The organism is Hahella sp. CCB-MM4 (genome assembly GCF_002260525.1).
Classification (GTDB): Bacteria; Pseudomonadota; Gammaproteobacteria; order Pseudomonadales; family Oleiphilaceae; genus Hahella.
Genome location: NZ_MRYI01000008.1, coordinates 28900 through 53294, shown reverse-complemented (window position 1 = coordinate 53294; position 24395 = coordinate 28900). Strand labels below are relative to the sequence as shown.

Below are 24395 nucleotides of genomic sequence, written 5' to 3'. Positions count from 1 at the left end.
ACCAGATGGAAAACCTGTCACTTGTAAAAGAAAGAACAACAACCCCAAAATACTGCGCCATCTGGCGACACCAAGCGCCAATGAAAGAGAGGGAAAAATGAAACTAATTAAAATAGTCTTTGGAGTCAGCCTGTTTGCATTAGCAATGAACAGCCTGGCGGAATTATCTCCAGAAGACCGTGGCCTGGAAATCGCCAAACAAGCCGACCGTCGGGACCGTGGCTGGAAAGACAGCCAGGCTGACGTCAAGATGATACTGATCAACAAAGGTGGCGACGAAACTGTCCGGGATATGCGTATGTGGGGGCTTGAAGTCCGGCTGGACGGTGACAAGAGTCTCACCATCTTTGATAGCCCCAGAGATGTTCGTGGAACCAAACTACTGACCTATTCCCATAAAGCAGAAGACGATGACCAGTGGTTATACCTTCCGGCACTGAAGCGCGTAAAAAGAATCGCCTCCAAAAACAAGTCAGGCCCATTCATGGGAAGTGAATTTGCTTTTGAAGATCTTTCCTCACAAGAGGTGGAAAAATACACCTATAAATACCTGCGCGACGAAGCCTGCCCGGAACCCTATCAAGATATTAAGTGCTTTGTCGTGGAAAGTTATCCGGTGGACGAGAACTCGGGTTACAGCAAACAGGTTAACTGGATTGATCAAGAGGAATACCGCACATTCCTGGTCGAATTTTATGACCGCAAAGATAGCTTGCTGAAAACTCTGACAGCGAAGGAATTTAAGCAGTATCTGAACAAATACTGGAGAGCCCACTACAGTATGATGGAAAATCTGCAGACGGGTAAAAAGACACTGTTGAAAACAGACAAGATCGAGTTCAAGACAGGTCTGGATGACAATGACTTCACCCAGAACAGTCTCAAGCGGGCTCGCTAAAAACAGAACCGATTATACAGTTGAAATGTATTTAACTTCGTAACCGTTGCATTCGAGCTGTTCAACGGGCTCCCACAGATTACTCGCCATCTCGAATACGTGATCTGGAACCGCCATGGAATAGGTGGTTCCCTGCTCCCTGTTGCGCCGCTGAACCCGCATCCGCCGAATTTCCCTCGGCGCATCCAGCACATAAATTCTCATCATGTAACGGGCAAACTCCACCTTGTCGAAAAATTTTTGCCGACTTGCCTGTTGAATCAGTCCCAGCTCAAGAATGACGTCGTTTCCTGAGCTGATTATCTCTGAGGTGACTTTCCAAATCTGCTCTATGCAACGTTCTTTACGCTCGATATACCATTCAATGGCATTTTCCATTGGGCGATCCGGGCTGAATAGGGTGACCATCCAGTCATCCAGATTCAGCACAGGCGCTCGATATTCCTGACCCAGTTGCGAAGCGTAAGTGGACTTACCTGCTCCCACCGGTCCTTCTACCAAATGTATGATTGCCAAAACATGTCCTTTTTATTGATAGCGCTAGCTTTGCCTGTGATTGATAGCACCAGCTTTGCCTGTTAATAAATAGTGTCAGCTTTTCCTGGGATTTATCGCTTTCTGTTTGATAGCCTTCTGTTTCCTAACCTTTGGCTTCGTTATCCCTTCTGGCACGAGCTCCCATCACCTGGCTGGTAATCTTTTCCGCTGACCGGCCGGCAACATACCCTCCCAAGCCTATTTGCAATAACAGCCAGGCTTCATCCGCCAGAGGCGTTGCCAGAATCCCGAAGCTATCAAATACCACCAGGACCAGAAAAGTTAACATGGTGATAGGACGCCAACTACGCTGCAGCCACGACTGTCCCATGGCCTCAGCCTTGATGATTGTGGCCTGGTTATCCATGAGTTTGGTCTCATATTCCAGCACCTTACCGAGAAACTCATTCTCAATCTGCTGAATCCGACGTCTCATATCCAGCTTTTCTTCTTCGCTGGTGTGCAGCTCATCCACCAACCTAACCGCTGGCTCAAAGATACTGCTGATAAATGACAGGACATTCATTGTTTTTCTCCTTGGCAATCAAAATTCCAACTTGTCTTCACGCAGCTTTCCTTTTTAGTTTCAGGCTTTCATGTATCAGGAAATGCGCTTAAAAGCATCGTAGAAGTTCTTTATCCGGCGACCGTATATATCCTTCTGGCCACTCCCGTTATACAGACCGGCAAACCCAACAAAATTGAGAACCTGGAGATATCTGATCATTGCCGCTGACATAAAATCGAACATGCCGGTGATCTGAGCTCCCATGTCCGCAGAGAATGCGTTGTACATCTCCTGCACCGAACGAAATCCCAATGCTTCATAGTTAAAGCCCATAATCTGGGGGCCCCCCATGCTGATTGACATCAGTGCAGCATCGTTATCAATCGAACGGGCAAACTCCAGGACCTCCCACTCGGCCTTCTGTATACCGTGAAAGATTTGCCAATGGTCACCGGGCGATTTGCGCCACTGGTGGCCTTTCCAAACCTGATTTGCATCATAGGTAAAATGTTGTCGATAACGAGCAGGGTCCGTCTTCCCCCAGTATTTCCAAAACTTATGATTTTCGAATCGGATGACCATGCGATTTTGATTATCCGGATCGAAGCCCTCACCCGAACTTTCGACGCACAAAACAGCTACAGAGCATGCTTCATCCACCCCTTCAGTATCACTGAGTTGGGCAAGCAGGCCTCCATACTTATTCCAGGTCGATGCGACTTTGCGCTCTTCGGCGGACCCCGAAACGGGTAACTGATTAGCCGGACTAAAGCGTTGATCTCCACCGACTGGGGCTGTAACAGCATCAGACGATAGAGCTTCGTCCAGTTCATTGGCGGCAATCGGGATGGAAGGTGTGACCTCTTTCTCCGGAAGAAGCTTGATGTATTGGGCGGCGACGTAACCTCGGCTGTTATTAAATGAAATCTCGTGCCAAGCGCCCAAGGTCGACTCAACAGTGATTTCCGCCTGCCTTCTTAGCTGGCCGAGAACAGGAGCTTCGGAGGTCGGATTCGACCTGACATTCAACAAACTTGCGCTCACCACCCCTTGTCTTCGTTGGCCTTGCCGATGCAGTTCAATATAAGAGGCTGAGCAATAACCGAGACTTCCATGAAAAGGAATTTCCAGCCAACCGGACTGACTTGATACCACAGGAACCACGGTTCCACTCCCCAGGGTACCTATCACCTCCGCGCTCACGGCCGGACGGCTCCTCACATTCAATAGGCTCGCAGTCACTACCCCAATCTGACGGGGGATATCATTATCGAGCTGTATGTAGTCGCCATAGACAAAGGCTGGTCTGCCCTGGTACTGAATTTCAAACCAACCGCTCTTCTGGCCAACGACCTCTACCAGAGTTCCCGAAGCTATTTCACCCAATATCCGGCTATTGGTATTGGGCTGAGATCTTACATTCAGATGTGTGGCAGTAACGGCTCCCATCATGTCTGAATCCTCTTATTGAATCATCAGGACCAATGACGTGTTTGCAGAAGGGAATCGTGGAATTCGCGCTTTCGTTCACCGGCCAGTTAGGAAATATGTGAAATTCCAGAGAGGAAGGATTTACGCAAGCGGAGTTATAGAGTGAACAGAAAAACTTATGCATTGTTGCTGATCCACATCTGCAAGTATCAATCGTTTCCGTGCAAAAATACCTGATACTGCCTGGCAACTACGCACTGATTAATTTTTGTACGCCCTTGGTGACTGAGTGTCAATATCTTTATACCCAGTCATATACAACCTGATCATAGCGACAGGAGTCAGCAAAATCGTCTGCTATTCGCTCTAGTCCAGTGTGTAGCGGCATCATGAAAAAGACCAACCCACAGAAAAATAAATCATCTATGGCAGGTTGGTCTGTTTCACCAAAAACTGACGGAAGGTGGGCCTATGAGATGATGGTCCATCCTTCCTTAATCAAATCCAGAAGGTATCCATATTGGCTGCTCAGCACTCCGATACATAAGCCCGAAAAAACCAGTCCAACATGTTTCAGGGGGCTGTCTGATTCTGCTTGCTGAGCACGACTGTCAGTCGTCAGCGCCTTCAGGTTACAAGTGCTCAATTGCTCCAGAGATACCCCAAACACCTCATCAAGCAGGTAAATATCCGGCATTTTTTTCCTTTCCAGCTTCCAGAGTGCTTTGCGTAATGCCCTGATCTGGAAGAAGGTTAGTCCCGGCTTCGGTCGCATTCTGGTCCTGGGTCCTCCAAAATACAGGCATCGAAGCACCTGTAAAATGGCATACCAGTCACCCTCTCGCTTTGGGGCTTGGGTCGGATCATGATTTTTAATGACGAAATCAGGAAGTGCACGATAGAGGCGTTGAGGAAGCTTCGCCATATTATCCAGGCACGCAGCTCCAAAATTATTAAGATATAACCTTCCATCCGGCCTGATAACAATATTGGCAGGTTGGATATCACCGTGCACAATTCCCTGCCGGTGCAAAGAACCGACGACAGCCACAAGCTGCCATATAATCCGCCGCTTTACCTGGGCACTTAGCGGATAATGAGAATCCTTCATCATGTTTTCCAGTGTCCGTCCCTCGTGCCACTCCAACAGCAGAAATGGAATACCATCCTCGTTTCCTGAAATAAAGCTTCTTATCACGGATTCATGCTGAATCTTATGAAGCATGTCCCCCTCACACAGCAACGTATTAACCGCTTCTCGGCAATCTATCCACTGGTTTTTCAGGGTTTTGAATGCAAGAAAATGCTCCTGCCCCAATTCCGCCAACCTCCACAAATCCTGAGCTTTGAACACCACAAAGGCCCCCGACGAACAGGATTTTTCTACCAAAAGATATCGATCATTGACGATCTGCCCGACGGAAAATCCTTTCCCTGTTCCGCCGACAGATAGTGCTTTTCCTCTTGCTATCGAGGCGGAGTTGGACTGCAAACGTACGACACTACTTTCCATGGAATTCATAGGTTCCTTCCTTAATGGCCATGATAAATTTAGAGAGATTAGGGTTGAGGCGTTAGTGGTGACGTCCCTGTTTTTCCTCACCCAGCAAGGCTAACAACATATCAAAATCAGAGCTCTTGAATTCAGCGGGCAAGGTTTTTCTTTTCCGGTGGTTGTCCGCTAAATCTATGACCTCTCCCTTGTTTAGCCAGGGAGGTAGAAATATATCTGAGTGATACTGAGCAAGTACCTGATAGGAGCCAATTCGAAATTGGTCACCATGACGAATGGCATAACGCCCACCCTGAGCCAGAGGCATTGTATTGCGACAGATAATCAAGCCATCAGCGGCCAAGCCTTCAATCAAGAATTCGCCGTCGGAAAATATCACTTTTGCATGCCTTGGATGAGTATTCCGCCCCACAGGCAAGCACCAGTCACAATCGGTTGAGTGACCGATCAAACCACCGCGGTAATCGAAGGTATAGGAGAGATTAAAGACAGAACCAGAGTCGGTTCCAAGTACAGAAAAGGTTACTTCCATATGATGACATCCCTGTTTGTATGATGAAAATTTCTGGCTATCCGTGCCAGGGATGTGAACCATATCAAAAAATGATCAACTTTGCCAAGCGGACAAATGACCTATTGTCATTTTCCAAGGAGTCCTATCCAAACGGCTAGAAATCTCAAGGACTGGGAGGGTTTCCGGGGCTCAGCCCGCATTGTGCAAGTAACTCAGTCCATAGGATACCGTGTTCAGTGAGGCTCTGTTTGAAAGAGCGCATCAATGTATGATCAGCCAGATAAGCCTGGTAAAAGGCATTATCTTCATTTCCTTCAAGCGCGCTGTAGCTACGCTTCAGCATTGGCCTCCACTGCTCCATCCCCTTATTCAACTCCGCTAGATAGGGCTGGACTTTGACAATAAAAATATTGGTCAACACATTACTCAGTATTCTCGCTTTAGGATTGGGAGTCTGGTTAAAGCAAACCGGACGGCGCGACATTACCTGGCGCAGCCCTTGATTAATATTCTCGATTTGCAAGGTCGCCTGCCGGACGGACAATAGCAAACGGCCAACAACGGGATAGGACACCAGCTTCAGATTCATCTCTTCAGGTTCCGAACTATTTTCCATCCGAGTCGGATGCTCAGAGCCCTCCACTAATAATCCCAGTGCGGCGGTTAACTCTGACCAGTCGGCATATCGAAAGTCGGTTGGCAGAGGACCATCATGAAAACTCATGAGCTGTTGAAACTCGGGTCCAGCCCATGTGGCATTCCAGGCAATATCCACCATTTCGAGAGATTTCACCCTCAACACTTCAGCTAACTGTTTCTGCAGATCCGGTTTACGCTCCTCCTTCTGGAGCATTTCAAGGCATTGCTGCCCCACAACCAGAAACTCCTGTTCATAACGCCATCTCTGGCTGGCACTCATCACCTTACCAAGAGAACTGTTTCGCTGCCCAACCAGCCGGTTGAGGTCACAATGCATGATGGAGAAAAAGTCGAGCCAGTTAATGGTAAAGGCAGATGTACTGCGGCGAAGATTTTTCGGAAGAGAATATCGAATAGCCGGATCGCCGACATCAAGTTCTGGAAACTCCGTATCCAACACCCGCTCCAGACGTTCCTGATAGTCCTGGATACGGCCTTGCATGGTGTCTTGCTTCGCACAGCCTGTGGTGGATAGCAGCATCACCAGGATCATCAACGTGACAACCATGCCCTGGGGATTCATTCGCTCTTTCAGGCTGATTGAGAGAGATTGCTCTTGAATAAGCACACAGTCCTCAATGCGTCGCATGATCAGGATAATACGCTTGTTTTCAGGCCTTGGATGAGAAAAGACCTCGGCTAATCGAGGTCTTCCCGTCGAGATTTATTCAACCACACAATGAATATAACCGTACAAAGACCCGTGGTCGTCATATCATTCTCAGGCGAAGCTAAATACAATCCAAATAGTCCTCAGACCAGCCAAATAGTCCTCAGACCAGGGCAAAGGTCGCTCTCACCTCATCAAATGTTGCCGCCACGGGATAACGATCCTGTTTGGTCACTTCATCGACACGGACCAGATGACAAACCTTCAGTCCAGAAGCGGCAGCGGCATCCAGCTCATCCGGCACATCGGAAAGAAACAGGATTTCCTCTGCGGGTAATCCAATTTTCTCAACAATCCCGGCATAAGATGCAGCTTCCTTTTTACCGCCTATTTTGGTGTCAAAGTAGTCTGAAAAGAGCGGGGTCAGATCACCAAAATCCGAGTATCCGAATATCAGCTTCTGGGCAGCCACAGAGCCGGAGGAATACACATACAGTTTTAACCCTTGCTCATGCCAGGATTTCAGGTTGTCAGCCGCATCTTGATAAACATGACCGGTAAAGTCCCCTTGAGCATAGCCATGCTTCCAGATCATCCCCTGCAGGGCTTTCAAGGGAGTAATTTTCTTGTCTTCCCTGATCCAGTCAAGCAACTGTCGACATAGAGCATCCACATCTCTCACGTCGATACCTGATTCAACGGACACTGCAGTCAACTGAGCCTGCACCTCATCATCGCTCAGGTGCTCCCTGACAAATGCCTCCAGACGGCTGGCGGCATAAGGAAACAGCACTTCGTGAACAAAGCTGATACTGCTGGTGGTTCCTTCGATATCGGTCAAAATAGCTTTGATGGTCATGCTGTCTCTTGTTTTCCTATATCTGTGTGTCTTTTACTTCAATTAAATCTGTCTTCTACTACGAAGATTTCAGGTCTATTTGGGCGAACTCAGCAGGCCTCAGGTAACAACTGCTCGAATCGAGGCCCATGGGAGGCGATTTCATCACCAGTAAACTGGGCTACCCAACCTTCAGGGTTGGTAAACAGACGAACACAGGTGAATTCCGGAGTCGGTCCCATATCAAACCAGTGCTTGGTGCCATTGGGCACACTGATCAGGTCGTCCTGGCAACATTGCACAACATAGACTTTGTCTTCCAGATGCAGATAAAACAGCCCCTGCCCTCTGACAAAAAAGCGGACTTCATCTTCCGAGTGGCGATGTTCGTCCAGGAATTTCTTACGCAACTCATCCTTTTGGGGATGATTGCTGTTCAAACTGATGACATCCGCCGTGGTAAAACCGTTTTCCTTTTTCAAACGCTCTACTTCATCGGCATATGCTGTCAGAATATCATCCGGAGACGCACTTGCTCCCAAATCACGAGTTGACCAGCGTTCAAAGCGAACCCCCATCTCATTGAGTTGCCGACTGATTTCCGCACCGTCTTCTGTATACGATACCGGCTCACCAAAATCAGTCTCGTTATAAATTCTCAAACTACTCATCGTTTAATCCTCAGCATTTCTAATTCACAGCTTAACAAGAATTCCATCGCTTCTATATGGCGCAGGCATTCCTGCATAGTTTGCCCCCAGGTGTAAACACCATGCCCTCGGATCAGGTATCCCGGACATTCCGGATGCTCCAGGAAGAGCTTCCTGGTATCTTCGGAAAGCTGCCCGATATCCTGTGTATTCTCGTATATGGGGATGTTCACCATCCCTTCATGGCTGGTAATCCCGGCAAACGCTTTCTGCAATTCATAATCCTGCAGCTCAAGACTGTTGCGATCCGCATAGTAACGTGACACGACCGTCGCACATACAGAATGGGTATGCAGTACTGCACCGACTTCAGGCTTTTCCTGGTAGATCACGGTATGCAGCAATGTCTCAGCAGAAGGCTTCGCCTCACTGGCAACAGGCCTTCCCTTTAGATCCACGACCATAATGTCCCTGGGAGTCAGTTCGCCTTTGTGTTTGCCGGAAACGGTGATGGCCACGTGTTCCCAGTCTATTCGGGATGAATAATTGCTACTGGTGGCCGGGGACCAGCCTTTGCCGTATAAAAACTGACCTGCACTGATAATTTCCTGGCTGCATTCAGCCAATCGTCTGATATCGAACACTTGCAGTTTCCCCCCAACATATTATTCGGAACCCTGGGCCGCATGCACTGATCATCGGCGGGTTTTTATGGACCAATATTATAGAGGCGAATGATCCGGGAAGCGAAGCTCTGACTTGAAACATCTTCATGACAGAGGCCGGTCTGATTGATACCATTTCAGCAATTCATCCGAAATATGACGGGAGGTCATCATGGAGTTATCTGTTGAACTCAGTTTTTATCCGTTTGATGCCGATTTTAAACCACCGGTTAAAGATGTTATCGCCAAATTGACTTCCTTCGCCGATATAGAGGTTCAGCCTAATCGCATGAGCACCCAGGTCTTTGGTGAATATCAAAAGGTTATGAATGCCCTTAATCAAACCATGGCCTGGTCCTTTGAAAAATATGGCCACTGCGTTTTCGTCGCCAAGTATATGCAAGGGGACAGGCGGCCCAAAACCGTTTGATGTCATCGCAGAAAGCTTTCGGCCCAATACTTTCCCCCAAAGCCGCCCGCTGGTTCTGGACACAAAAAAAAGCCCATCGACTGGCGGGCCACCGGCAACCGATTTTAGTCGAAGTCTGCGCACCCTCTTGTGCTCTCTCGGCACACACCCATACGGAGCGGCATCCAGAATCACACACGGAACTCCATCATGCCTCACATAGCATGCTGAAGTGGGTCGTGCGGCAGAAAGTTTATTCCAGGATACTTTGGGTTTCCTCGATTAACTACGAGTCCGATTCGAGCAGCACCGGCTTTTCCAGGTCTGTGGTTCATCTCACTGCCGGCAAATACAGCTCCGTTCTCGGACAAGAATTTGACTGTGTCATCTTCGACATGTTTTCCGGTCTGCATCCAGATGCATTTACTGCATTAAGCGGCACCCTGACAGCAGGAGGCGCTTTCATTCTGGTTGGCCCAAGACTGAAGGACTGGCCCACGTTCGCTGATCCGGAATATCACCGGCTTCTTGCCTACCCTCAAAGTCAACAGGACATCAAAGGCCACTTCCTTCACTATCTTTCCAGGCATATCTCTCAATCAAAGTCCTGGGCAGTATTCAATCTGTCTTTGCTACAGGACAATTCACGACTGGAGATACGGCGTTCAATCCAGGTATCAGGCAATCATCCGGTAAAAGTGTCAATACAGGCAAATCTCCCGGAACGTAGCACTCTGCCCTCCTCAAATGCTCCCCCACGTTTTACCGCTACCGGGGACCAGCAGAAACTCATCCAATGGGTCCTGAAAATGTCTCCCGGTCGCAGGAATGCCTTGGTCGTCACTGCAGGCAGGGGGCGGGGAAAGTCGTCAGGGTTAGGTCTTGCGGTAAACCAATGGCTGGAGAAATTTGCCGGCCAGATCTGGGTAACGGCCCCTTCGAAAGCCACCCTGCACAGCTTCTATCGTTTTCTTGCCGACAACTCCGCGGAGAGTTCCGATCCAAGGGTACATTTCTACGCGCCGGATGACTTGTTGCAGAAGGGACAGCTGCTAAGTCCCAAAGAACTGCCCACGCTGGTCATCGTTGACGAAGCCGCCGCCATTTCCACCAGCCTCCTGAAGGCTATGGCGAATACCTTCCCCCGACTGATATTTGCGACAACCACGCACGGTTACGAAGGTACCGGGCAAGGGTTCGCGCTAAAGTTTTTCCCTGTATTGTCATCTCTGTTCCCCCGCTGGAAAACGATTACGCTGAAGCACCCGGTCAGATGGCAACCCAAAGACCCATTGGAAAACTTTATCGAGAAAAGCTTCATTCTCGATAATCAGCCGGTGTATCAGAAATCATTCGATGAAGCGGCGTTAAATGCTTTTTCCCTACGTCGGCTAAAGATGTCACTTCACCCGGCGGAAACGCTGTGTGGCGATCAGCATTTGTTAGGCAAACTTATGCGACTTCTGACCATCGCCCACTATCGCACAACGCCTGACGACCTCAGGACAATCCTCGATGCTCCAGGGGTCAGAACATTCTCCGTAACCCTGAGAGAGGGAAAGGGCGAGGGAGAAAGAGAGGAAGTGGTCGCAGCGGCGCTGATTTCCATGGAATCGCCTTTTACTGACCCCACGATGATCGATGCGATCTGGCAGGGTGAAAGACGGCCCAGAGGTCACCTTCTGCAACAATCACTGGCTCAACAGCTGTGTATCCGGGAAGGCTTGGGAACACCTGTGGCCAGGGTAATCCGTATCGCCGTTCATCCCTTACTACAACATAAAGGCATTGGTTCCTGGTTATTGGGCAAACTAAAGCAGCACCTGAAACCACAGGTTTCATTGATAGGCGCCAGCTTTGCCGGTGAACCTGACGTCGTGCGGTTCTGGCTGAAGAACGGTTATCACTTGGTACGCATGGGTTCAAAACGGGACCACGTCAGCGGCACCTATGCCGCGATGGTGCTGTGCCCAATGAGTCCAGAGGGTAAGCACATACTCCGTACGGCCAATATCAGGTTTCAAAGACGTAGCCATTACGATCTTCATTTTCAGAAATACCCGCGCCAAACCTCTGAAATATTGGAACAGGCTTTATTATCTTCCCGTTCAAAATTACCATCCCGTTCAAAATTACCATCCCGTTCAAAGCGCAATTCCCAGTGGTCCCCAAGGCAAAGACTATATGATGGAGAAAAAGCACTGCTGGCACTATTTGCAGAGGGAGCCCGCCCGTTTGAAAACATTGAAGATCTGCTGACAAGACTGCCAGGGGTTTCAGATTATCCCGCCTTGAAATATCTGCGCGATAAGGCGCTCAAACAGGAATCCGTTGAATTACAAGCGCTGGCGTCCTGGTTTTCGCTTACGGGTAGAAAGCAGGCTGTCCAATTGTTAAGAAAAGAACTGAAAGAGTGGCTAATAGCTTCAGATAAACCTTCCTGATTTGCCAAACAGAAAATTTAGTTCTGTAATCATAAAAGGAATATGAAGCCCGTTATTTGACTTGACGGAAGAACTCAAAATCTGGAGCCATTGCTTCGGTAGTGCTCCAGTTAGCCATAACTGGTGATAGTCGGTCATATAAGTAGTCTACCCGATTGTTGGAGTTCCCGCGGTTATGTTCCTATAGCGCGCATTCCACAACACCCGTGCCGTCCTGCTTTGGCGGCTGTTTATTTGTCTATCGGAGGCGATGATGTCTGATACCCGTCTGGAACATGATTTACTGGGAGACGAAGCTGTCCCCGCTGAGGCTTACTACGGCATCCAGACCCTCCGGGCACAACGGAATTTCAATATCACCGGCGTTCCCATCAGCCATTTCCCTGAGCTGATCATCAGCTTGGCCATGGTCAAAATGGCCGCAGCCAGAGCCAACGCAAAGACCGGTCACCTGCCGGAAGACAAGCTCAACGTGATTGAGAAAGCCTGCCAGGACATCATTGACGGAAATCTTCACGATCACTTCATTGTGGACCTGATCCAGGGCGGTGCCGGCACTTCCACCAACATGAATGCCAACGAAGTCATTGCCAACCGGGCTTTGGAGCATCTCGGACATCAGAAAGGCGAATATCAGCACCTTCATCCGAACAATGACGTCAACATGTCCCAGTCGACCAATGACGCCTACCCCACAGCCGCTTCCATGGCCATCATCTTTGCCTCAGAGCCACTGCGGCAGCATCTGCATAATCTGATCCGGGCTCTGGAAACAAAGGCGACTGAATTCAATGAAGTGATCAAGATGGGCCGCACCCAAATGCAGGATGCTGTCCCTATGACACTGGGCCAGGAATTCGGTGCATTTGCCGTGACCCTGCGCGAAGATATCGATCGTATCGAATATGCTGCCAGCCTGCTGCACGAAGTTAACCTCGGAGGCACGGCTATCGGTACAGGACTTAATGCCCATCCGGATTACCCTGACTACGCCATTGCCGAGCTGACAGACATCTCCGGCCGCCCCATGCAGCTGGCCCACAATCTGGTGGAAGCCACCTCTGACATGGGCGCTTTCGTGCTCTTTTCCGGCGTTCTCAAACGTTTGGCAGTTAAACTGTCCAAGATCTGTAACGACCTGCGTCTGCTGTCAAGCGGCCCTCGCACAGGTTTGAATGAAATTAACCTGCCCGCCATGCAACCCGGTTCCTCAATCATGCCCGGGAAGGTCAATCCGGTGATTCCAGAGGCGGTCAACCAAACAGCATTTCAGGTCATCGGCAACGATATGGCGATCACCATGGCCGCTGAAGCGGGCCAATTACAGCTCAACGCCATGGAGCCTTTGATTATTTATAACCTGCTGAATGGCATGCGTATGCTGGGCAAAGCCATCAGTATGCTGGAATCCAAGTGTATTACCGGTATAACCGCCAACGTGGAACACTGTGCCAATCAGGTCAAAAACAGTATCGGCATTATTACCGCGCTCAATCCCTACATTGGTTATCAGAATGCCACCCGGATTGCGAAAAAAGCCCTTGAAACAGGACGTGGCGTGGTAGAGCTGGTTCTTGAGGAAAAGCTGATGTCTGTTGAACAGTTGGATGAATTGCTGCAACCCACCAACATGCTGTCCACCCGTCGAAGCTAAAACCCGAGTCGAAGCTAAAATCTGACTCCAAGCTAAAACCTAACAAGTTTTCATGGGCAAACATTCGTTTGCCCTTCTCCCTCTTCCCATAAACTTTGTCCTTGTTAATCTTTTTTAACTGTGGCTAAATTTCCCGGTTCGAAATTTCTAAATTCGGGAACGATGAAAGGGACTCCTCATCAACAAAATCAATTCAGGAAACCTGGGCATCAGTTACTGCTGACCCTGTTGTTGTCCTGTTTGATGCTGCAGGCACTGATTCCCCACGGCTATATGCCGGGCAATCTTGCCGCTGGCGATGGTGCGTTGGTATTTTGCGGGCTGGATCTTTCCCAAAATGCGGATAACCCGGATGACAACAGCCAGGATTCCCATTATCTGGCGGAAAAGCACAATCTCTGCGCATTTACTTCATTTGCCCAATCCGCCACCCTAACCTCATTCGAAGCTCCTGATCTTTATATCTCCGCGTTAACGAATTCATTTACCGGCTATGATCCACCATCCGACCTTCTAACTCCCCACTACATCCTACCGCTCTCCCGGGCACCTCCCGTTTCTCCCTGCTAATCACCCTTAAATCCCAGCACAATCCGGTCTTTGCCAGATATTTGCCTGTTGCTGAAACCTGGCGTTTATCATGCTTCTTCGGAAATACATATGGCCATTGTGTTGCGGAATGACATCACTAAATTAGCAAGGAAACAGTATGAATCCGCTACAATCAGGCGGCAGAGTCGCATTGCTTTTCTCTGTCCTGACAGTGCCCGCTGCTCTTTTCGTATCCGCTACAGTACAGGCACACGTCTCAGTTACCTCGAAGACGGCATTTGCCGGCTCTTACTACGAAGCCACTCTTGCGGTCCCTCATGGGTGCGACGGAGATGATACTTATAAAGTTGTAATGACCATTCCCGGAACATTCGGAAAGGTTCGAGCCATTCACAGCAGCTTCGGTCCAAGCTCCATTGAAACCATAATGGATGGTGAGACCATTACCAGCTATACCGTTACCTGGGAACGTAGCGGCAACGTATCGGAAGCAGATACTGAGAGTTATAACTTCGGCTTTAGAACCAAGCTACCCGACACACCTTTTACCAGCATACATTTTCCCACAGTCCAGTATTGCCGCGATGACGAAACTCTTGAGGAATCCACTTCCGAATGGGTCGGTACTGCCGGTCATGATCATGACAGCACATCAGACGAGCTTCCTGCTCCCAGCTTATTCATTTATCCAAAGCGCTACCCAGGCTGGAACCAGTATACCGTTGATGAACACATTCATGATCTGAGCGTTTTCGATGACGCAGAAATCGTCTGGTTCGGCACCAGTGCTTACAGCAGCAATCCTGTCACGATGGAAATGATCAGAGCTGATGGAAATGCCGGCGTACTCGAACAGATTCATCCCGGCTCTGAAATCTGGGTGAAGTACTGAGGAGGCAACCATGCTCTACCGATTCCTGCAAAAGGTCTCGTTATGTCTTGTACTGGCTTGGTCAGTCGTGGCGTGTAGCAACGGTGACAATCCCTCCTCAGAGACAAAAGACAATACCAGTTTCCTGGATCAACTGAATCCTGTCGAGAAGCAGGTAATGGCTCCTCCCCGAACTTTGCGCGGCCTCAGCAATGACCTGAAGCCACCAAAATAAGAATGAATGGTGCTTGGCACAAGGCAACTTGTGCCTTTTTTTCACCTTATAACTTTCGAACGATTGCCAACGACTATTTAAAACTTACCAACGACTATCAGGAAAACATCCAATGAAAAAGTTCATGGCTTTTTTTGCATGCACCCTATTGCCTATCACCGGCTGCGGCGGTGGAGGCTCCACCAGCACATCCAATGACGAACCGTCCGCTGATCACTCCGCTTCAGTGACTGTCAATATTCCTTTTGAAGCCAGCGCCAACAACATCCCCATAGATTGCGATACCGTTTTGACTGGCCTGGGGATTGCCGGCACAGACGCCAGTTTGAAGGACTTTCGCTTCTACCTTCATGACATTGAAGTCACCACGGATGCCAGCCGCACACTCCCTGTCACTCTTGATACCAGCATCTGGCAATCCAACGGTGTTGCACTGCTGGATTTCCAAAATAAAAGTGACTCCTGTTCGGGCGACGCCAAAGAGACTCACAAGTCCATTAGCGGCAAAGTCAAACTAAAAGCGGGAGAATCCATTACCGGTATCGGCTTTAAAATTGGTCTGCCATCCAACCTGAACCATCAAAACCCCACCGACGCTGTTAGCCCGATGAATATCCCAGGATTAAGCTGGGGCTGGCAGGCCGGGCACAAGTTCATGCGCCTGGATATTGCGCCTGTCGGCGGAATTACACGGCCAACCGACGGCAACTACAACGGAACCAGCTGGAATTTCCATCTGGGCAGCACCAACTGCACCGGAACCCCTGCGCTAGGTGAAGAAGTTGTTTGTGGCCGCAGTAACCGTCCAGAGGTCAATCTCAACGACTTCACGCTTGGGAAAGATACGATTGTCGTGGATTATTCGGCCCTGGTCGCCAATGCCAATCTTGGCCAGGATGAAGGAGGTGCCGGGGGCTGCATGTCCGGCAGCACAGATCCGGAGTGCGCAGCCATCTTCACGGCCCTGGGATTGGATCTTGCGGAAGGCTCTTCTATCAGAACACCCGCGCAGACCGTTTTTCGGCTGAAATAGGTTGGGCAATCACTTATGAATGATGTATTGGTGATTGCCGGAAAACCTCCCCGGTACGATCAGGCACGAATACCTGGGCTTTTTCTGATAGCTGTCGTGGCTCTGCTCACTGCCTGCGGAGGGGAAAGCAAAACCACTTTTGATGACCTCGGCGTTAACCGAACGGCTTTTAACTGGTATTTGCCGGATTCAGCTCCTCTTCCTGTCGAGCCGGAAATCAATCCCATGACAGAGGCCAAGTTTCAGCTTGGCCGTCATCTGTTTTATGACCGCCGGTTGTCCGGTAACGGCACACAATCCTGTGCAGATTGCCATCAACAGTCCATCGGATTTACCGATGGACTGGCAGTTTCAGTGGGATCAACAGGGGAGCTACATCCTCGCAATGCACAACCATTGTTGAATGTTGCGTACAACGCCACCCTGACTTGGGGGAACCCCTCACTTCGCACACTTGAGCAGCAGATTCTGGTCCCTCTGTTCGGAGAGTTCCCGGTGGAACAGGGAATTAACGATGGTAACCAGGAGCAAATACTGGAAAGGCTAAGGGACGAGTCCCGCTACCAGGAATTATTTCCTGATGCTTTTCCTGAACAAGGTGATCCCATCGACTACAACAATATCGTCTTTGCGTTGGCCTCATTTGTCCGCGGAATGGTGTCGTTCAACAGTGACTTTGACCGTTATGAGCGAGGCGATTCGTCAGCGCTAAGTGCCAGTGCAAAGCGAGGCCGTCAACTGTTTTTTGGGGAAGACATGGAATGCTTTCACTGCCACGGAGGCTATAACTTCAGCGATTCAACATTTGACCGCACCCAAACTTTTATTGAACGGCCCTTTCATAACACCGGTTTATTCAATATTAACGGTACAGGAGCATTCCCGGAGAACAACCGTGGGGTATTTGAAGTTACAGAAGATCCCTCAGACATGGGTAAATTCCGCGCCCCCACCCTACGCAATATTGCCTTAACAGCCCCCTATATGCATGACGGCAGCATGAATTCTCTGGAAGACGTCATCGAATTCTATGCCGCTGGTGGCCGTAATATCGAAAGCGGCCCAAATGCCGGGGACGGACGTTTCAATCCCTTCAAGGATGGTTTCGTCACAGGTTTTGAAGTTACCAATCAGGAAAAAGCCGATCTTATTGCCTTTCTTAACAGTTTGACGGACGAAACGTATCTGGCCAATGACCGTTTCTCCAACCCCTGGAGTACCCCTTGATGTTTCGAGTAACACTAGCCACAACAATGGCGTTCCTATCAACTTACACCCTCGCTCACAGCGACCAGCCCTTTGATATCGAGTCACATTCCCACACCGGGCTGGACTCTGTACTTTCGCAAACCCGCATCAGCGCAGGACTATCCACCAGCTATAGAAGCGATACTGTTGCAGAGAACAGTGTATGGCAGATCCCCGGCGTACTGATGGGCGGAGATGCGCACGCTCCCGAGAAAGACTTTACGCTGGATGATGCCAGCCTGATGCTCGATTGGAAGGACCCCGACGGTGTTTTTGCCGGACTCGAGTTCAGCAAACATGGAGATCATGATCTGGAGTTGGAAGAAGCTTATGCGGGTATGGACTTTGAAGTGACAGACCATCTGAGTATGGAGATCACCGCAGGAAGCATGAAAGGGGCCTTTTCCCCGGAAAACGGCACCCATGCCTATCAACGGCCATTTAGTGACAACAATCTTCTTTTTGATGCCTTCTACGGCGGCCATTATGTTGACGAAGGCGCGCGGCTGGCAATGAGCTCAGGGAACCTGACACTGGGCACCGAGCTGTGGCGGGGAGATCAATTTCCAGCGACTTCCGGCACCGGAGGGGAAGCGCAGGATATTTATCTCTATTGGCTTGGCCAGTCAGACACCATCTGGTGGCGCTTGGGAGGCTGGATTTTCCATTCCAGAGCGGAAAACCGAAAGGATGATCGCCTATCAGACGACCATCAACACGGCACCACAACAGATACGAGCGTGGCAGCCGGTATTGAATTTGACGGATCACAAAATGCTGCCGGCATTCACGTTACATTAGGCTGGATATTGCAAGACGACTGGCAACTGAGGCTCAGCGGCGAAGTTCACCAGGTCAAAGTTGATGGTAATCTCACTGACAGCACTCGCCTGGCGACCCTTGAGGGACGCTACAACGGCTATTGGATTCAGCCGGAACTGGAATTCCAACAACATCAGATTGCACTTCGTTATGCCACTCTTAATCTTGATAATCACCTGATCGGTGCCGCGGGTAAAAGCCTGGCCAATGATGCCGGCCTCACGGATATGGGGCAGAACCCCGAATGGCTTGGGCTGAGCTATCGCTACCGCTTGCACGAGAACCTGGCTCTCAGACTGGAGTGGATTGAAAATATGACCCAGGAGTCAGACAAAAACTATGGTGCTGTTGGCGTAACATGGGGGGCTTCGCTTTAGGCTATCGATGCTTTTGTTAGACCTCTTAGTTGTTGTTGGAGCTCTCTGGGTTGTTGTTGGAGCATTCTGGGTTCTAGTTAGACCGACCTGGCTCCTGTTAGAACACATGAGCACTGGTCGGTACCTACCTGAAAGCTTGCTATCAGGTTGTTAATAAAGGCAGACTTGGCACTGGTAAAATTTGATTCGGGTCACTCCGTGAGCAGCTCCAAAGCTTCCAAAGCAAAATCAGGCAAGTCTGCCTCCGTTCCCTTACCTGCATTTATTGTCGGGCTGGGGCTGCCCGTGGTCGGTATGTCTCTTGTGCTCATTTCGGTCATTGTCCTTTGGGTATCCCAGGCCAACAGCCCAGCCCGCCCGACATCAGTAGAAGGAGGCGTCCGTTTTCAACCTGCCAAAAAACTACAGTTGCCAGTGCTGGAAAATGTGGATGGGAGCCCGCTCACTGAACAGACAATGCATGGTCACTGGACGGTCGTCAATTTTGGCTACTTATCATGCCCTGATGTCTGCCCGGTCAACATGGCTGCGATACATCGGGCTCTGACAGTGAAGGAGCCTCCTTCTCTTCCCGACAACATTACTGTGCTTTATGTCACGATGGACCCGGCGCGGGATTCTGCCGAAGAGCTGCACGACTATCTTTCCTATTTTGATCAAAGCTACCAGGGAGCAACGGGACCGGTTCAGGATATTGCAGAGTTCGCCAAGAATCTGGGGACCGTGTTCATGAACAATGATCCTGAACCCGGTGGCTTCTACTCACTCTCCCATAATTCCGTGTTAAGTGTCTTAAATCCGGAGGGAGGACTCGCGGGCCAGTTGATTGGCTCTTACGATAGCGCTAAATTACGTAAGTTTTTGATCGACTTAACCACAGCTTCACCTCAATCCAAGTAGTCGCCCAGGATACCCCCATGAACCAGGGAATGATTTCAATCTCCCGCCTCACGACGTTATTTTTCCGCAACCGCCGCTTTTGGGCGAAGTTGTCCGGTCTGTCGATGATATTTGCCTTAAGCGCTCACTGTCAGGCAGAAGGATTCGCGCCAGATCCCATGACCCTGAGAGAGTTTTCTCTTCTCGCCGGTGCCTTTGTGGCATTAATGACCTTCATGAGCGGCCAGGTCCTGATCCCTTTATATAAATACCAGCGGGAGCAAAAGAGGGGCAAAGAGCTGATTCTCACCATTATGAAAGTCATGGCCGACAAAACTCTGGATTTCTTTGGTGACAACACCTCAACCTCTATTTTTGACAAGGTCTCTTATCAGATAGAACAGCAGATAGAGAGAGCGGCAAAAGACGAGAGCTATATCGCCCACGTATCAGTATCAAACGAAGACATCATTCGAACCAAACTGATGGATGAAGAACATTTCTGGTTGGTAGAAGAAGAGGTTCTGCGGGCTTTTATCAAATTCGAGGAAAATGCTTCCAGAGCAAGGTTTATGTGTCGCTCGGTAATGGATAAAGAGTATCTGGAACTGGTGAAGCATGATAGGAAACGCTATGTCGCAGCCTTGGAACAGGTAAAAAAGCAGTTTGATGCCTGGTTGGTCAGTACTAGAGAATTAAAAGAGGTTCTGAAGGACCACTGAGGGAGATCAGAAGAAGGATGGAGAGATGAAAATTGTTACAAAACAGCCAATTAGCTTATGTAACGTCTTAAATTACCAAAGGACCAGGACCTTTCATCAGAGCGCCTCACTAGTGGAAGTTACGGACTTGCTCGGATTATAGCACGCAAATTTCGGATCTGACAAAGCCCATCAACCCAACACTACACATAAGGGCTTCAGTCACCACCATCCCCTCCTGAATCGGAACTCCCTCCATAGTAGACCGCATGCGAATCCATCCCTTCCCCTCCTCCACCGTAGATTCCAGGGGCATACATCTTAGAGTGGCGAAACATCAGTGACGCCGGCCAGGGCATCAGTGCTTTGGGCACCGCTTCAGGAGAATACTGACGTACCAGAGAGATTACCAATACGGCACCAATAAAAGGCAACAATACGACAACCCCGATCTGGGCTTTCTTCTGGAATGAATCCAGTGTCGCATCTCCAAAAACTGACACAATTGCGACCAGGTTCAACCAACCCCATGTGATGGCGATAAATCCTAATAATACTGCCAATACGTTACTCACTACGACATCCTATTCTCTTTTTCCTGCCTGCCAGTTTCGCTGCACAATGCCCCTGAGGTCAAATCGAGCGGAAATCTGTTGATAGTGACAGTAGCGAAGTTAGAGCCCCATCAAAGTTTCATGCCTAACCAAATGACCAATTCAGTACAAATCGACACAGCTTTAACGTAGGGCTTATAGAACACACAATCCTTATTCGAGTTTTCACCCTTTTCCAAATGTTGCATTTCATCAACATAAATACTCTTTACAGCATTATAGGCATGCTCATCCCCAGCCCTTTCCAAAACCTTCAGCTGCATTTCCAGGTGAGTGATAACAACCGATTCCACTGCAGCGGTACAGGCCAAAATTGAATTCCTGCCCAACAGCGCAGATATCAATCCCAGGCAATAACCTCCAATACCACACAACAAATAACTACGGCATTGCCTGACATTTCTGGCTTTCAGTTCAGCAGCAAAAATATCACGATGGGACGTTTCATGGGCCAGAAACTCCTCTAGCATATCAATCTGGTTAGAGCGAAATATCTTCGAAACGGCAATCTGAGCCCGGTAAATGTTCATAGCCCCGAACTCACCAGAATGATTGACCTTCATATACCGATCAGCTATGTCCAATTCTTCGAAATTCATCAGTTTTCAGTACTGCAGCCCCTTGTAGTTTTCCGACCCTTTACTCTTTATCTATTTCACTTTCTCATGCAAGTATATGTGAAGAAGCAGTATGCTTTTTTTCGAAATGCCGAGACTCTACTGAAGTAATGCACCGAACTGACCCAAGAAGCATTCTGACAAACCAAGTGGAGGGGACACTCCCCTCCACTAAAATTGTTTCCGAATAGTTCCTGCAGTTTCAAAAACATCAAAACACAGAGGAATAGAGCCTCACACTAATGACGTGGAACAACAGCATAGTTAGGCATGGCAGAGTAGTCCGGCTTCACTGGTCTGGCCATAAACTTCTCCCAGGCTTCCCGTCCCTTATCTGCCCCTGAATCCGCCGCCGCGGCCAATGCAATTTGTAAATTGGAAGGAAACCCGGTGGGACTGGTCGAATAACCGATCATCTCACCTTGCTGCAATCCCAACACCTCAGCCTGCTCGGCACTGGCGCACTCTGTTCCCTTATCATCAAAGGCACCGTGATACGGAATATCCTGTCCGTTGGTGTTCTGGTATACCTCAGCAATCGTTGAGAACATGTCGTCATCTTTACTCGGCGCCACCAGCAAATGATAGGCAGGTGCGAATATCCAGCAATAATCACTGGCACTGGCGGAACCCAACCCCATACGCTGAATCGGAAATTTCGCTTTCCACCTCAACAGATCAGAAGCTTCGGAATACCCCAGATCAACAACCGCACTCAGAGACCAGGTGAAGAAATCGTCCATCCAGGGAGAGGCAGTGGGATAGGAGTAATTTGGAATCATCGCACCATAGCCGTTAGGCGGAGAGGTAAGATACTTTTCATTGTATTTCGCAATATTGCCCAGCAACTTAGTGTGAAAATAGCTTTTAAATGAATCATCGTCCGGCGTGATGTAGGCAGCATGCCCCAAGGTACGCATGGACCAGGCCTGTGCCCTGTCCTGCATGGCACGCTCAAAATATCCTGCGCTAAAACCGCGATAGTGAGGATTCATTTCGATGAAGTTGTAGTTAGCCCAAAACTGCAGTTCTTCCAGATAGAAATGATCCCCTGTTGTCAAATACGGAACATAGGCCATGGATGGCTGATGAGATGAATCTGCCCGGTAAGGCAAAACACAGTCACTCACCGTACTTGAATCACAACGGGCAATATTTTCAAACTCTCCCGTATCCGGGTTTTTAGTCAGATTCTTGTCCCAAATAGTCGAAGCATAAGGATACTGGTCTACAGAGACCGGCTTACCCGTGTTGCGGTCGCGGAAATGAATAGAGTACGAACCAGCCTGGTTCCCCATTCCCACAGCCGCCTGTTTAGCGCGCTTATCCTGACTTAACAGATACATTGCGCCCCAGGTCGGTAAAGGGCCGATATCAGGCCGCGCCCCTGTGGTAGGCATTTGCGGATGAGCCAGCCCCAACCCCATCGGGCCTATACGATTGTAGGTAAACTCATGACCACCGCTACCAACGGGCACAATATATCCGTTGTCATCAACAGCGACCGTCACCTGTGTGTCTTTCCACTGTTGATCGTACCAGGTCAATTTATCTTCACTGACGTTATTAATCAGAGAGGGATCAAAATTGGGCACTGCACCGGTAGTAATCAGGGAGTGGGGGTTATGGGATATACTGATCGCCGGCTCTGCATCGGACCAGAAAAACTTGCTCCAACGGGCGTGGCGCAGATGAGTCAGGTGTGTCTGTTGATCCAGTGTCAGGCCATTCTGCCGAATGACAGAATCGTAGGTGATATTTCGGGGATGTTCTTCAAACGCCCAACCATTTTCCGCCACCACACCGAACCGGATATGATCCATATTTCCGTATACTCTGACGTAAAACACCGCGGACAGTTGATCATGTTCAACGTTAGCACTGGTCTTTAAAGCTCCATTGGCGTACCACTCGTTCGCAACCGGTCCGGAAAGCCACTGTGTGGCACCATTGCGCAAAAGATCCTTGGCATTGGCGGTGTAGGTTTCACCATCAACGTTGACTACAAATTCCACATTCCAGGCACCGTTTAACAGTGCATTCAAATCCACTGGAGCATCGGCACTGTCAGCAGTCCTTTCGGCCAGGGAGCCGGTCAGAATCTGGTGAGCATCTAAATTGGGTATTACACCGGAAAAAACAGCATGACGGACAGAGCCGTCGCTGTGAGTTGCCTTAATATTGGATTGCAAATCAATCACAGCATTGGTTTCTTCAATAACCAATGAATAACCCTTATCAGCTGAATACTCACCCTGTTTGAAGACATAAGCAAAGGTGAAAGGAATATCACTCTGCGCCACATCAGAAGTGCTTTCAATTTTGATCGAGAAATCATCAGGCGGAGTAAGAATATGGATCGTTTTGGAAATGGTCGTCTGATCAGTACCATCACTCACCATCAGCTTAACCACGTAATCTCCAGTCACATCAGGGGTAAATCCTGCCGTCTGGTTTGTTGCATCCAACTCCGCTAACGACGCCGCAGGCTTGGTCAGCTCCCATTGATAGACTAAATCATCGTTATCGGCGTCATAACTTGCTGATGCGTCTATGGCGACACGTCCGCCGAGAGTGGAAGAAAGCGGAATGGAAAACGAAGCGACCGGACGATTGTTTTCAGCTCTTGTAGGAGTATCCCCTGAGCCATTACTATCTCCCGCATTGGAAGAAGAGTTACCCCCACCACACCCTGTGGCCAGGATAGTTGTAAGTGCGAACAAGCCCCACCGCGTGATACTGGTGCCAGCTGGAATGTCCATATAAGCATCCTTCAATGTTGAATAGAAATCTCCAACGCCTCCATACGGATATGGCTTTTTTGATTTCGTTGCATTTCCTTTAAGGGAAAACCATGTGTTTATCGCTACAGCGGCATGAACATTCAGAACCCCTCACGCACAATGTGACGAGCCTCACGTTTGCGAAACAAAAATTCTCATGGCCTATTTGAGTGACGTGCCTATAGAACAAGAACAGTCAATTCATAACGGCCTGAATATGCGGCAGTGATAATGACCAAACACAAGTTAATACGAGTACATATATACCCGGAAGCGCATGTTGAGATTTGGAA

24 protein-coding genes are annotated in these 24395 nt (G+C 49.2%); 12 read left to right on the top strand and 12 right to left on the bottom strand.

Annotated features, from left to right (window positions below; genetic code table 11):
• Positions 1-97: 97 nt before the first annotated feature.
• Positions 98-898, top strand: a complete 801-nt coding sequence (locus BTA51_RS15075; protein ID WP_094708626.1) for an outer membrane lipoprotein-sorting protein — start codon at positions 98-100, stop codon at positions 896-898.
• A gap of 12 nt (positions 899-910) precedes the next feature.
• On the opposite strand, the gene BTA51_RS15070 is transcribed toward BTA51_RS15075, so the two are convergent.
• The 9 genes from BTA51_RS15070 to BTA51_RS15030 all read right to left on the bottom strand — a co-directional run bounded on the left by BTA51_RS15070 (position 911) and on the right by BTA51_RS15030 (position 8842).
• On the bottom strand, positions 911-1414 hold the full coding sequence (locus BTA51_RS15070) for an AAA family ATPase (RefSeq protein ID WP_094708624.1): 504 nt from the start codon (positions 1412-1414) through the stop codon (positions 911-913).
• Positions 1415-1538: 124 nt separating this feature from the next.
• Positions 1539-1961: a 3TM-type holin gene (locus BTA51_RS15065; protein ID WP_094708622.1), complete on the bottom strand. Its 423-nt coding sequence runs from the start codon at positions 1959-1961 to the stop codon at positions 1539-1541.
• A 75-nt stretch (positions 1962-2036) separates the two neighbouring features.
• On the bottom strand, positions 2037-3395 hold the full coding sequence (locus tag BTA51_RS15060) for an SH3 domain-containing protein (protein WP_094708620.1): 1359 nt from the start codon (positions 3393-3395) through the stop codon (positions 2037-2039).
• A gap of 448 nt (positions 3396-3843) precedes the next feature.
• The gene (locus BTA51_RS15055; RefSeq protein ID WP_094708618.1) at positions 3844-4896 is read right to left on the bottom strand and encodes a protein kinase; all 1053 of its coding nucleotides are present in this window, start codon (positions 4894-4896) and stop codon (positions 3844-3846) included.
• A 52-nt stretch (positions 4897-4948) separates the two neighbouring features.
• Positions 4949-5419: an FHA domain-containing protein gene (locus BTA51_RS15050; protein ID WP_094708616.1), complete on the bottom strand. Its 471-nt coding sequence runs from the start codon at positions 5417-5419 to the stop codon at positions 4949-4951.
• 145 nt (positions 5420-5564) lie between these two features.
• On the bottom strand, positions 5565-6668 hold the full coding sequence (locus BTA51_RS15045; RefSeq protein ID WP_168188186.1) for a DUF3080 family protein: 1104 nt from the start codon (positions 6666-6668) through the stop codon (positions 5565-5567).
• 205 nt (positions 6669-6873) lie between these two features.
• Positions 6874-7569 carry an acireductone synthase gene (gene mtnC / locus BTA51_RS15040; protein WP_094708612.1) on the bottom strand — a complete coding sequence of 232 codons (696 nt, stop codon included), beginning with the start codon at positions 7567-7569 and terminating at the stop codon, positions 6874-6876.
• Between the two features lie 89 nt (positions 7570-7658).
• Positions 7659-8219, bottom strand: coding sequence for an acireductone dioxygenase (locus tag BTA51_RS15035; RefSeq protein WP_094708610.1), 561 nt, complete (start codon positions 8217-8219; stop codon positions 7659-7661).
• Positions 8216-8842 carry a methylthioribulose 1-phosphate dehydratase gene (locus BTA51_RS15030; RefSeq protein WP_094708608.1) on the bottom strand — a complete coding sequence of 209 codons (627 nt, stop codon included), beginning with the start codon at positions 8840-8842 and terminating at the stop codon, positions 8216-8218. The genes BTA51_RS15035 and BTA51_RS15030 overlap by 4 nt, the downstream gene beginning before the upstream one ends.
• Positions 8843-9035: 193 nt before the next feature.
• Here BTA51_RS15030 and BTA51_RS15025 point away from each other — a divergent pair, with 193 nt between their 5' ends.
• The 11 genes from BTA51_RS15025 (at position 9036) to BTA51_RS14975 (ending at position 20109) form a co-directional block, all read left to right on the top strand.
• The gene (locus tag BTA51_RS15025) at positions 9036-9293 is read left to right on the top strand and encodes a hypothetical protein (protein WP_094708606.1); all 258 of its coding nucleotides are present in this window, start codon (positions 9036-9038) and stop codon (positions 9291-9293) included.
• Entirely contained in the window at positions 9293-11716 is a 2424-nt protein-coding gene (locus BTA51_RS15020) for a GNAT family N-acetyltransferase (RefSeq protein ID WP_094708604.1), read from the top strand. The genes BTA51_RS15025 and BTA51_RS15020 overlap by 1 nt, the downstream gene beginning before the upstream one ends.
• Before the next feature lie 253 nt (positions 11717-11969).
• Positions 11970-13370 carry an aspartate ammonia-lyase gene (locus BTA51_RS15015; protein ID WP_094708602.1) on the top strand — a complete coding sequence of 467 codons (1401 nt, stop codon included), beginning with the start codon at positions 11970-11972 and terminating at the stop codon, positions 13368-13370.
• A 162-nt stretch (positions 13371-13532) separates the two neighbouring features.
• On the top strand, positions 13533-13940 hold the full coding sequence (locus BTA51_RS15010; protein ID WP_094708600.1) for a DUF2946 family protein: 408 nt from the start codon (positions 13533-13535) through the stop codon (positions 13938-13940).
• A 139-nt stretch (positions 13941-14079) separates the two neighbouring features.
• Complete coding sequence (locus BTA51_RS15005; RefSeq protein ID WP_094708598.1) at positions 14080-14814, top strand: DUF1775 domain-containing protein; 735 nt, start codon at positions 14080-14082, stop codon at positions 14812-14814.
• Between the two features lie 10 nt (positions 14815-14824).
• Positions 14825-15028 (top strand): hypothetical protein, encoded by a 204-nt coding sequence (locus BTA51_RS15000; protein ID WP_094708596.1) that lies wholly within the window; start codon positions 14825-14827, stop codon positions 15026-15028.
• Between the two features lie 112 nt (positions 15029-15140).
• Positions 15141-16061 carry an MbnP family copper-binding protein gene (locus BTA51_RS14995; protein WP_094708594.1) on the top strand — a complete coding sequence of 307 codons (921 nt, stop codon included), beginning with the start codon at positions 15141-15143 and terminating at the stop codon, positions 16059-16061.
• Positions 16062-16076: 15 nt separating this feature from the next.
• Entirely contained in the window at positions 16077-17288 is a 1212-nt protein-coding gene (locus BTA51_RS14990; protein ID WP_094708592.1) for a methanobactin export MATE transporter MbnM, read from the top strand.
• Positions 17288-18508: a hypothetical protein gene (locus tag BTA51_RS14985; protein WP_094708590.1), complete on the top strand. Its 1221-nt coding sequence runs from the start codon at positions 17288-17290 to the stop codon at positions 18506-18508. The genes BTA51_RS14990 and BTA51_RS14985 overlap by 1 nt, the downstream gene beginning before the upstream one ends.
• Positions 18509-18706: 198 nt before the next feature.
• Positions 18707-19408 carry an SCO family protein gene (locus tag BTA51_RS14980; protein ID WP_141215606.1) on the top strand — a complete coding sequence of 234 codons (702 nt, stop codon included), beginning with the start codon at positions 18707-18709 and terminating at the stop codon, positions 19406-19408.
• 17 nt (positions 19409-19425) lie between these two features.
• Positions 19426-20109 carry a hypothetical protein gene (locus BTA51_RS14975; RefSeq protein ID WP_094708586.1) on the top strand — a complete coding sequence of 228 codons (684 nt, stop codon included), beginning with the start codon at positions 19426-19428 and terminating at the stop codon, positions 20107-20109.
• Positions 20110-20306: 197 nt separating this feature from the next.
• On the opposite strand, the gene BTA51_RS14970 is transcribed toward BTA51_RS14975, so the two are convergent.
• The 3 genes from BTA51_RS14970 to BTA51_RS14960 all read right to left on the bottom strand — a co-directional run bounded on the left by BTA51_RS14970 (position 20307) and on the right by BTA51_RS14960 (position 24081).
• Entirely contained in the window at positions 20307-20663 is a 357-nt protein-coding gene (locus BTA51_RS14970; RefSeq protein WP_094708584.1) for a hypothetical protein, read from the bottom strand.
• A 110-nt stretch (positions 20664-20773) separates the two neighbouring features.
• Entirely contained in the window at positions 20774-21301 is a 528-nt protein-coding gene (locus BTA51_RS14965; RefSeq protein ID WP_094708582.1) for a demethoxyubiquinone hydroxylase family protein, read from the bottom strand.
• A gap of 257 nt (positions 21302-21558) precedes the next feature.
• Positions 21559-24081 (bottom strand): hypothetical protein, encoded by a 2523-nt coding sequence (locus tag BTA51_RS14960; protein WP_094708580.1) that lies wholly within the window; start codon positions 24079-24081, stop codon positions 21559-21561.
• Between the last annotated feature and the right edge of the window lie 314 nt (positions 24082-24395).

Coding starts and splice junctions, on each gene's coding strand:
- BTA51_RS15075 (WP_094708626.1), top strand. CDS start 98: ATGAAACTAATTAAAATAGTCTTTGGAGTCAGCCTGTTTGCATTAGCA.
- BTA51_RS15065 (WP_094708622.1), bottom strand. CDS start 1,961: ATGAATGTCCTGTCATTTATCAGCAGTATCTTTGAGCCAGCGGTTAGG.
- BTA51_RS15060 (WP_094708620.1), bottom strand. CDS start 3,395: ATGATGGGAGCCGTTACTGCCACACATCTGAATGTAAGATCTCAGCCC.
- BTA51_RS15055 (WP_094708618.1), bottom strand. CDS start 4,896: ATGAATTCCATGGAAAGTAGTGTCGTACGTTTGCAGTCCAACTCCGCC.
- BTA51_RS15050 (WP_094708616.1), bottom strand. CDS start 5,419: ATGGAAGTAACCTTTTCTGTACTTGGAACCGACTCTGGTTCTGTCTTT.
- mtnC (WP_094708612.1), bottom strand. CDS start 7,569: ATGACCATCAAAGCTATTTTGACCGATATCGAAGGAACCACCAGCAGT.
- BTA51_RS15035 (WP_094708610.1), bottom strand. CDS start 8,219: ATGAGTAGTTTGAGAATTTATAACGAGACTGATTTTGGTGAGCCGGTA.
- BTA51_RS15025 (WP_094708606.1), top strand. CDS start 9,036: ATGGAGTTATCTGTTGAACTCAGTTTTTATCCGTTTGATGCCGATTTT.
- BTA51_RS15020 (WP_094708604.1), top strand. CDS start 9,293: ATGTCATCGCAGAAAGCTTTCGGCCCAATACTTTCCCCCAAAGCCGCC.
- BTA51_RS15015 (WP_094708602.1), top strand. CDS start 11,970: ATGTCTGATACCCGTCTGGAACATGATTTACTGGGAGACGAAGCTGTC.
- BTA51_RS15010 (WP_094708600.1), top strand. CDS start 13,533: ATGAAAGGGACTCCTCATCAACAAAATCAATTCAGGAAACCTGGGCAT.
- BTA51_RS15005 (WP_094708598.1), top strand. CDS start 14,080: ATGAATCCGCTACAATCAGGCGGCAGAGTCGCATTGCTTTTCTCTGTC.
- BTA51_RS15000 (WP_094708596.1), top strand. CDS start 14,825: ATGCTCTACCGATTCCTGCAAAAGGTCTCGTTATGTCTTGTACTGGCT.
- BTA51_RS14995 (WP_094708594.1), top strand. CDS start 15,141: ATGAAAAAGTTCATGGCTTTTTTTGCATGCACCCTATTGCCTATCACC.
- BTA51_RS14990 (WP_094708592.1), top strand. CDS start 16,077: ATGAATGATGTATTGGTGATTGCCGGAAAACCTCCCCGGTACGATCAG.
- BTA51_RS14985 (WP_094708590.1), top strand. CDS start 17,288: ATGTTTCGAGTAACACTAGCCACAACAATGGCGTTCCTATCAACTTAC.
- BTA51_RS14975 (WP_094708586.1), top strand. CDS start 19,426: ATGAACCAGGGAATGATTTCAATCTCCCGCCTCACGACGTTATTTTTC.
- BTA51_RS14965 (WP_094708582.1), bottom strand. CDS start 21,301: ATGAATTTCGAAGAATTGGACATAGCTGATCGGTATATGAAGGTCAAT.
- BTA51_RS14960 (WP_094708580.1), bottom strand. CDS start 24,081: ATGGACATTCCAGCTGGCACCAGTATCACGCGGTGGGGCTTGTTCGCA.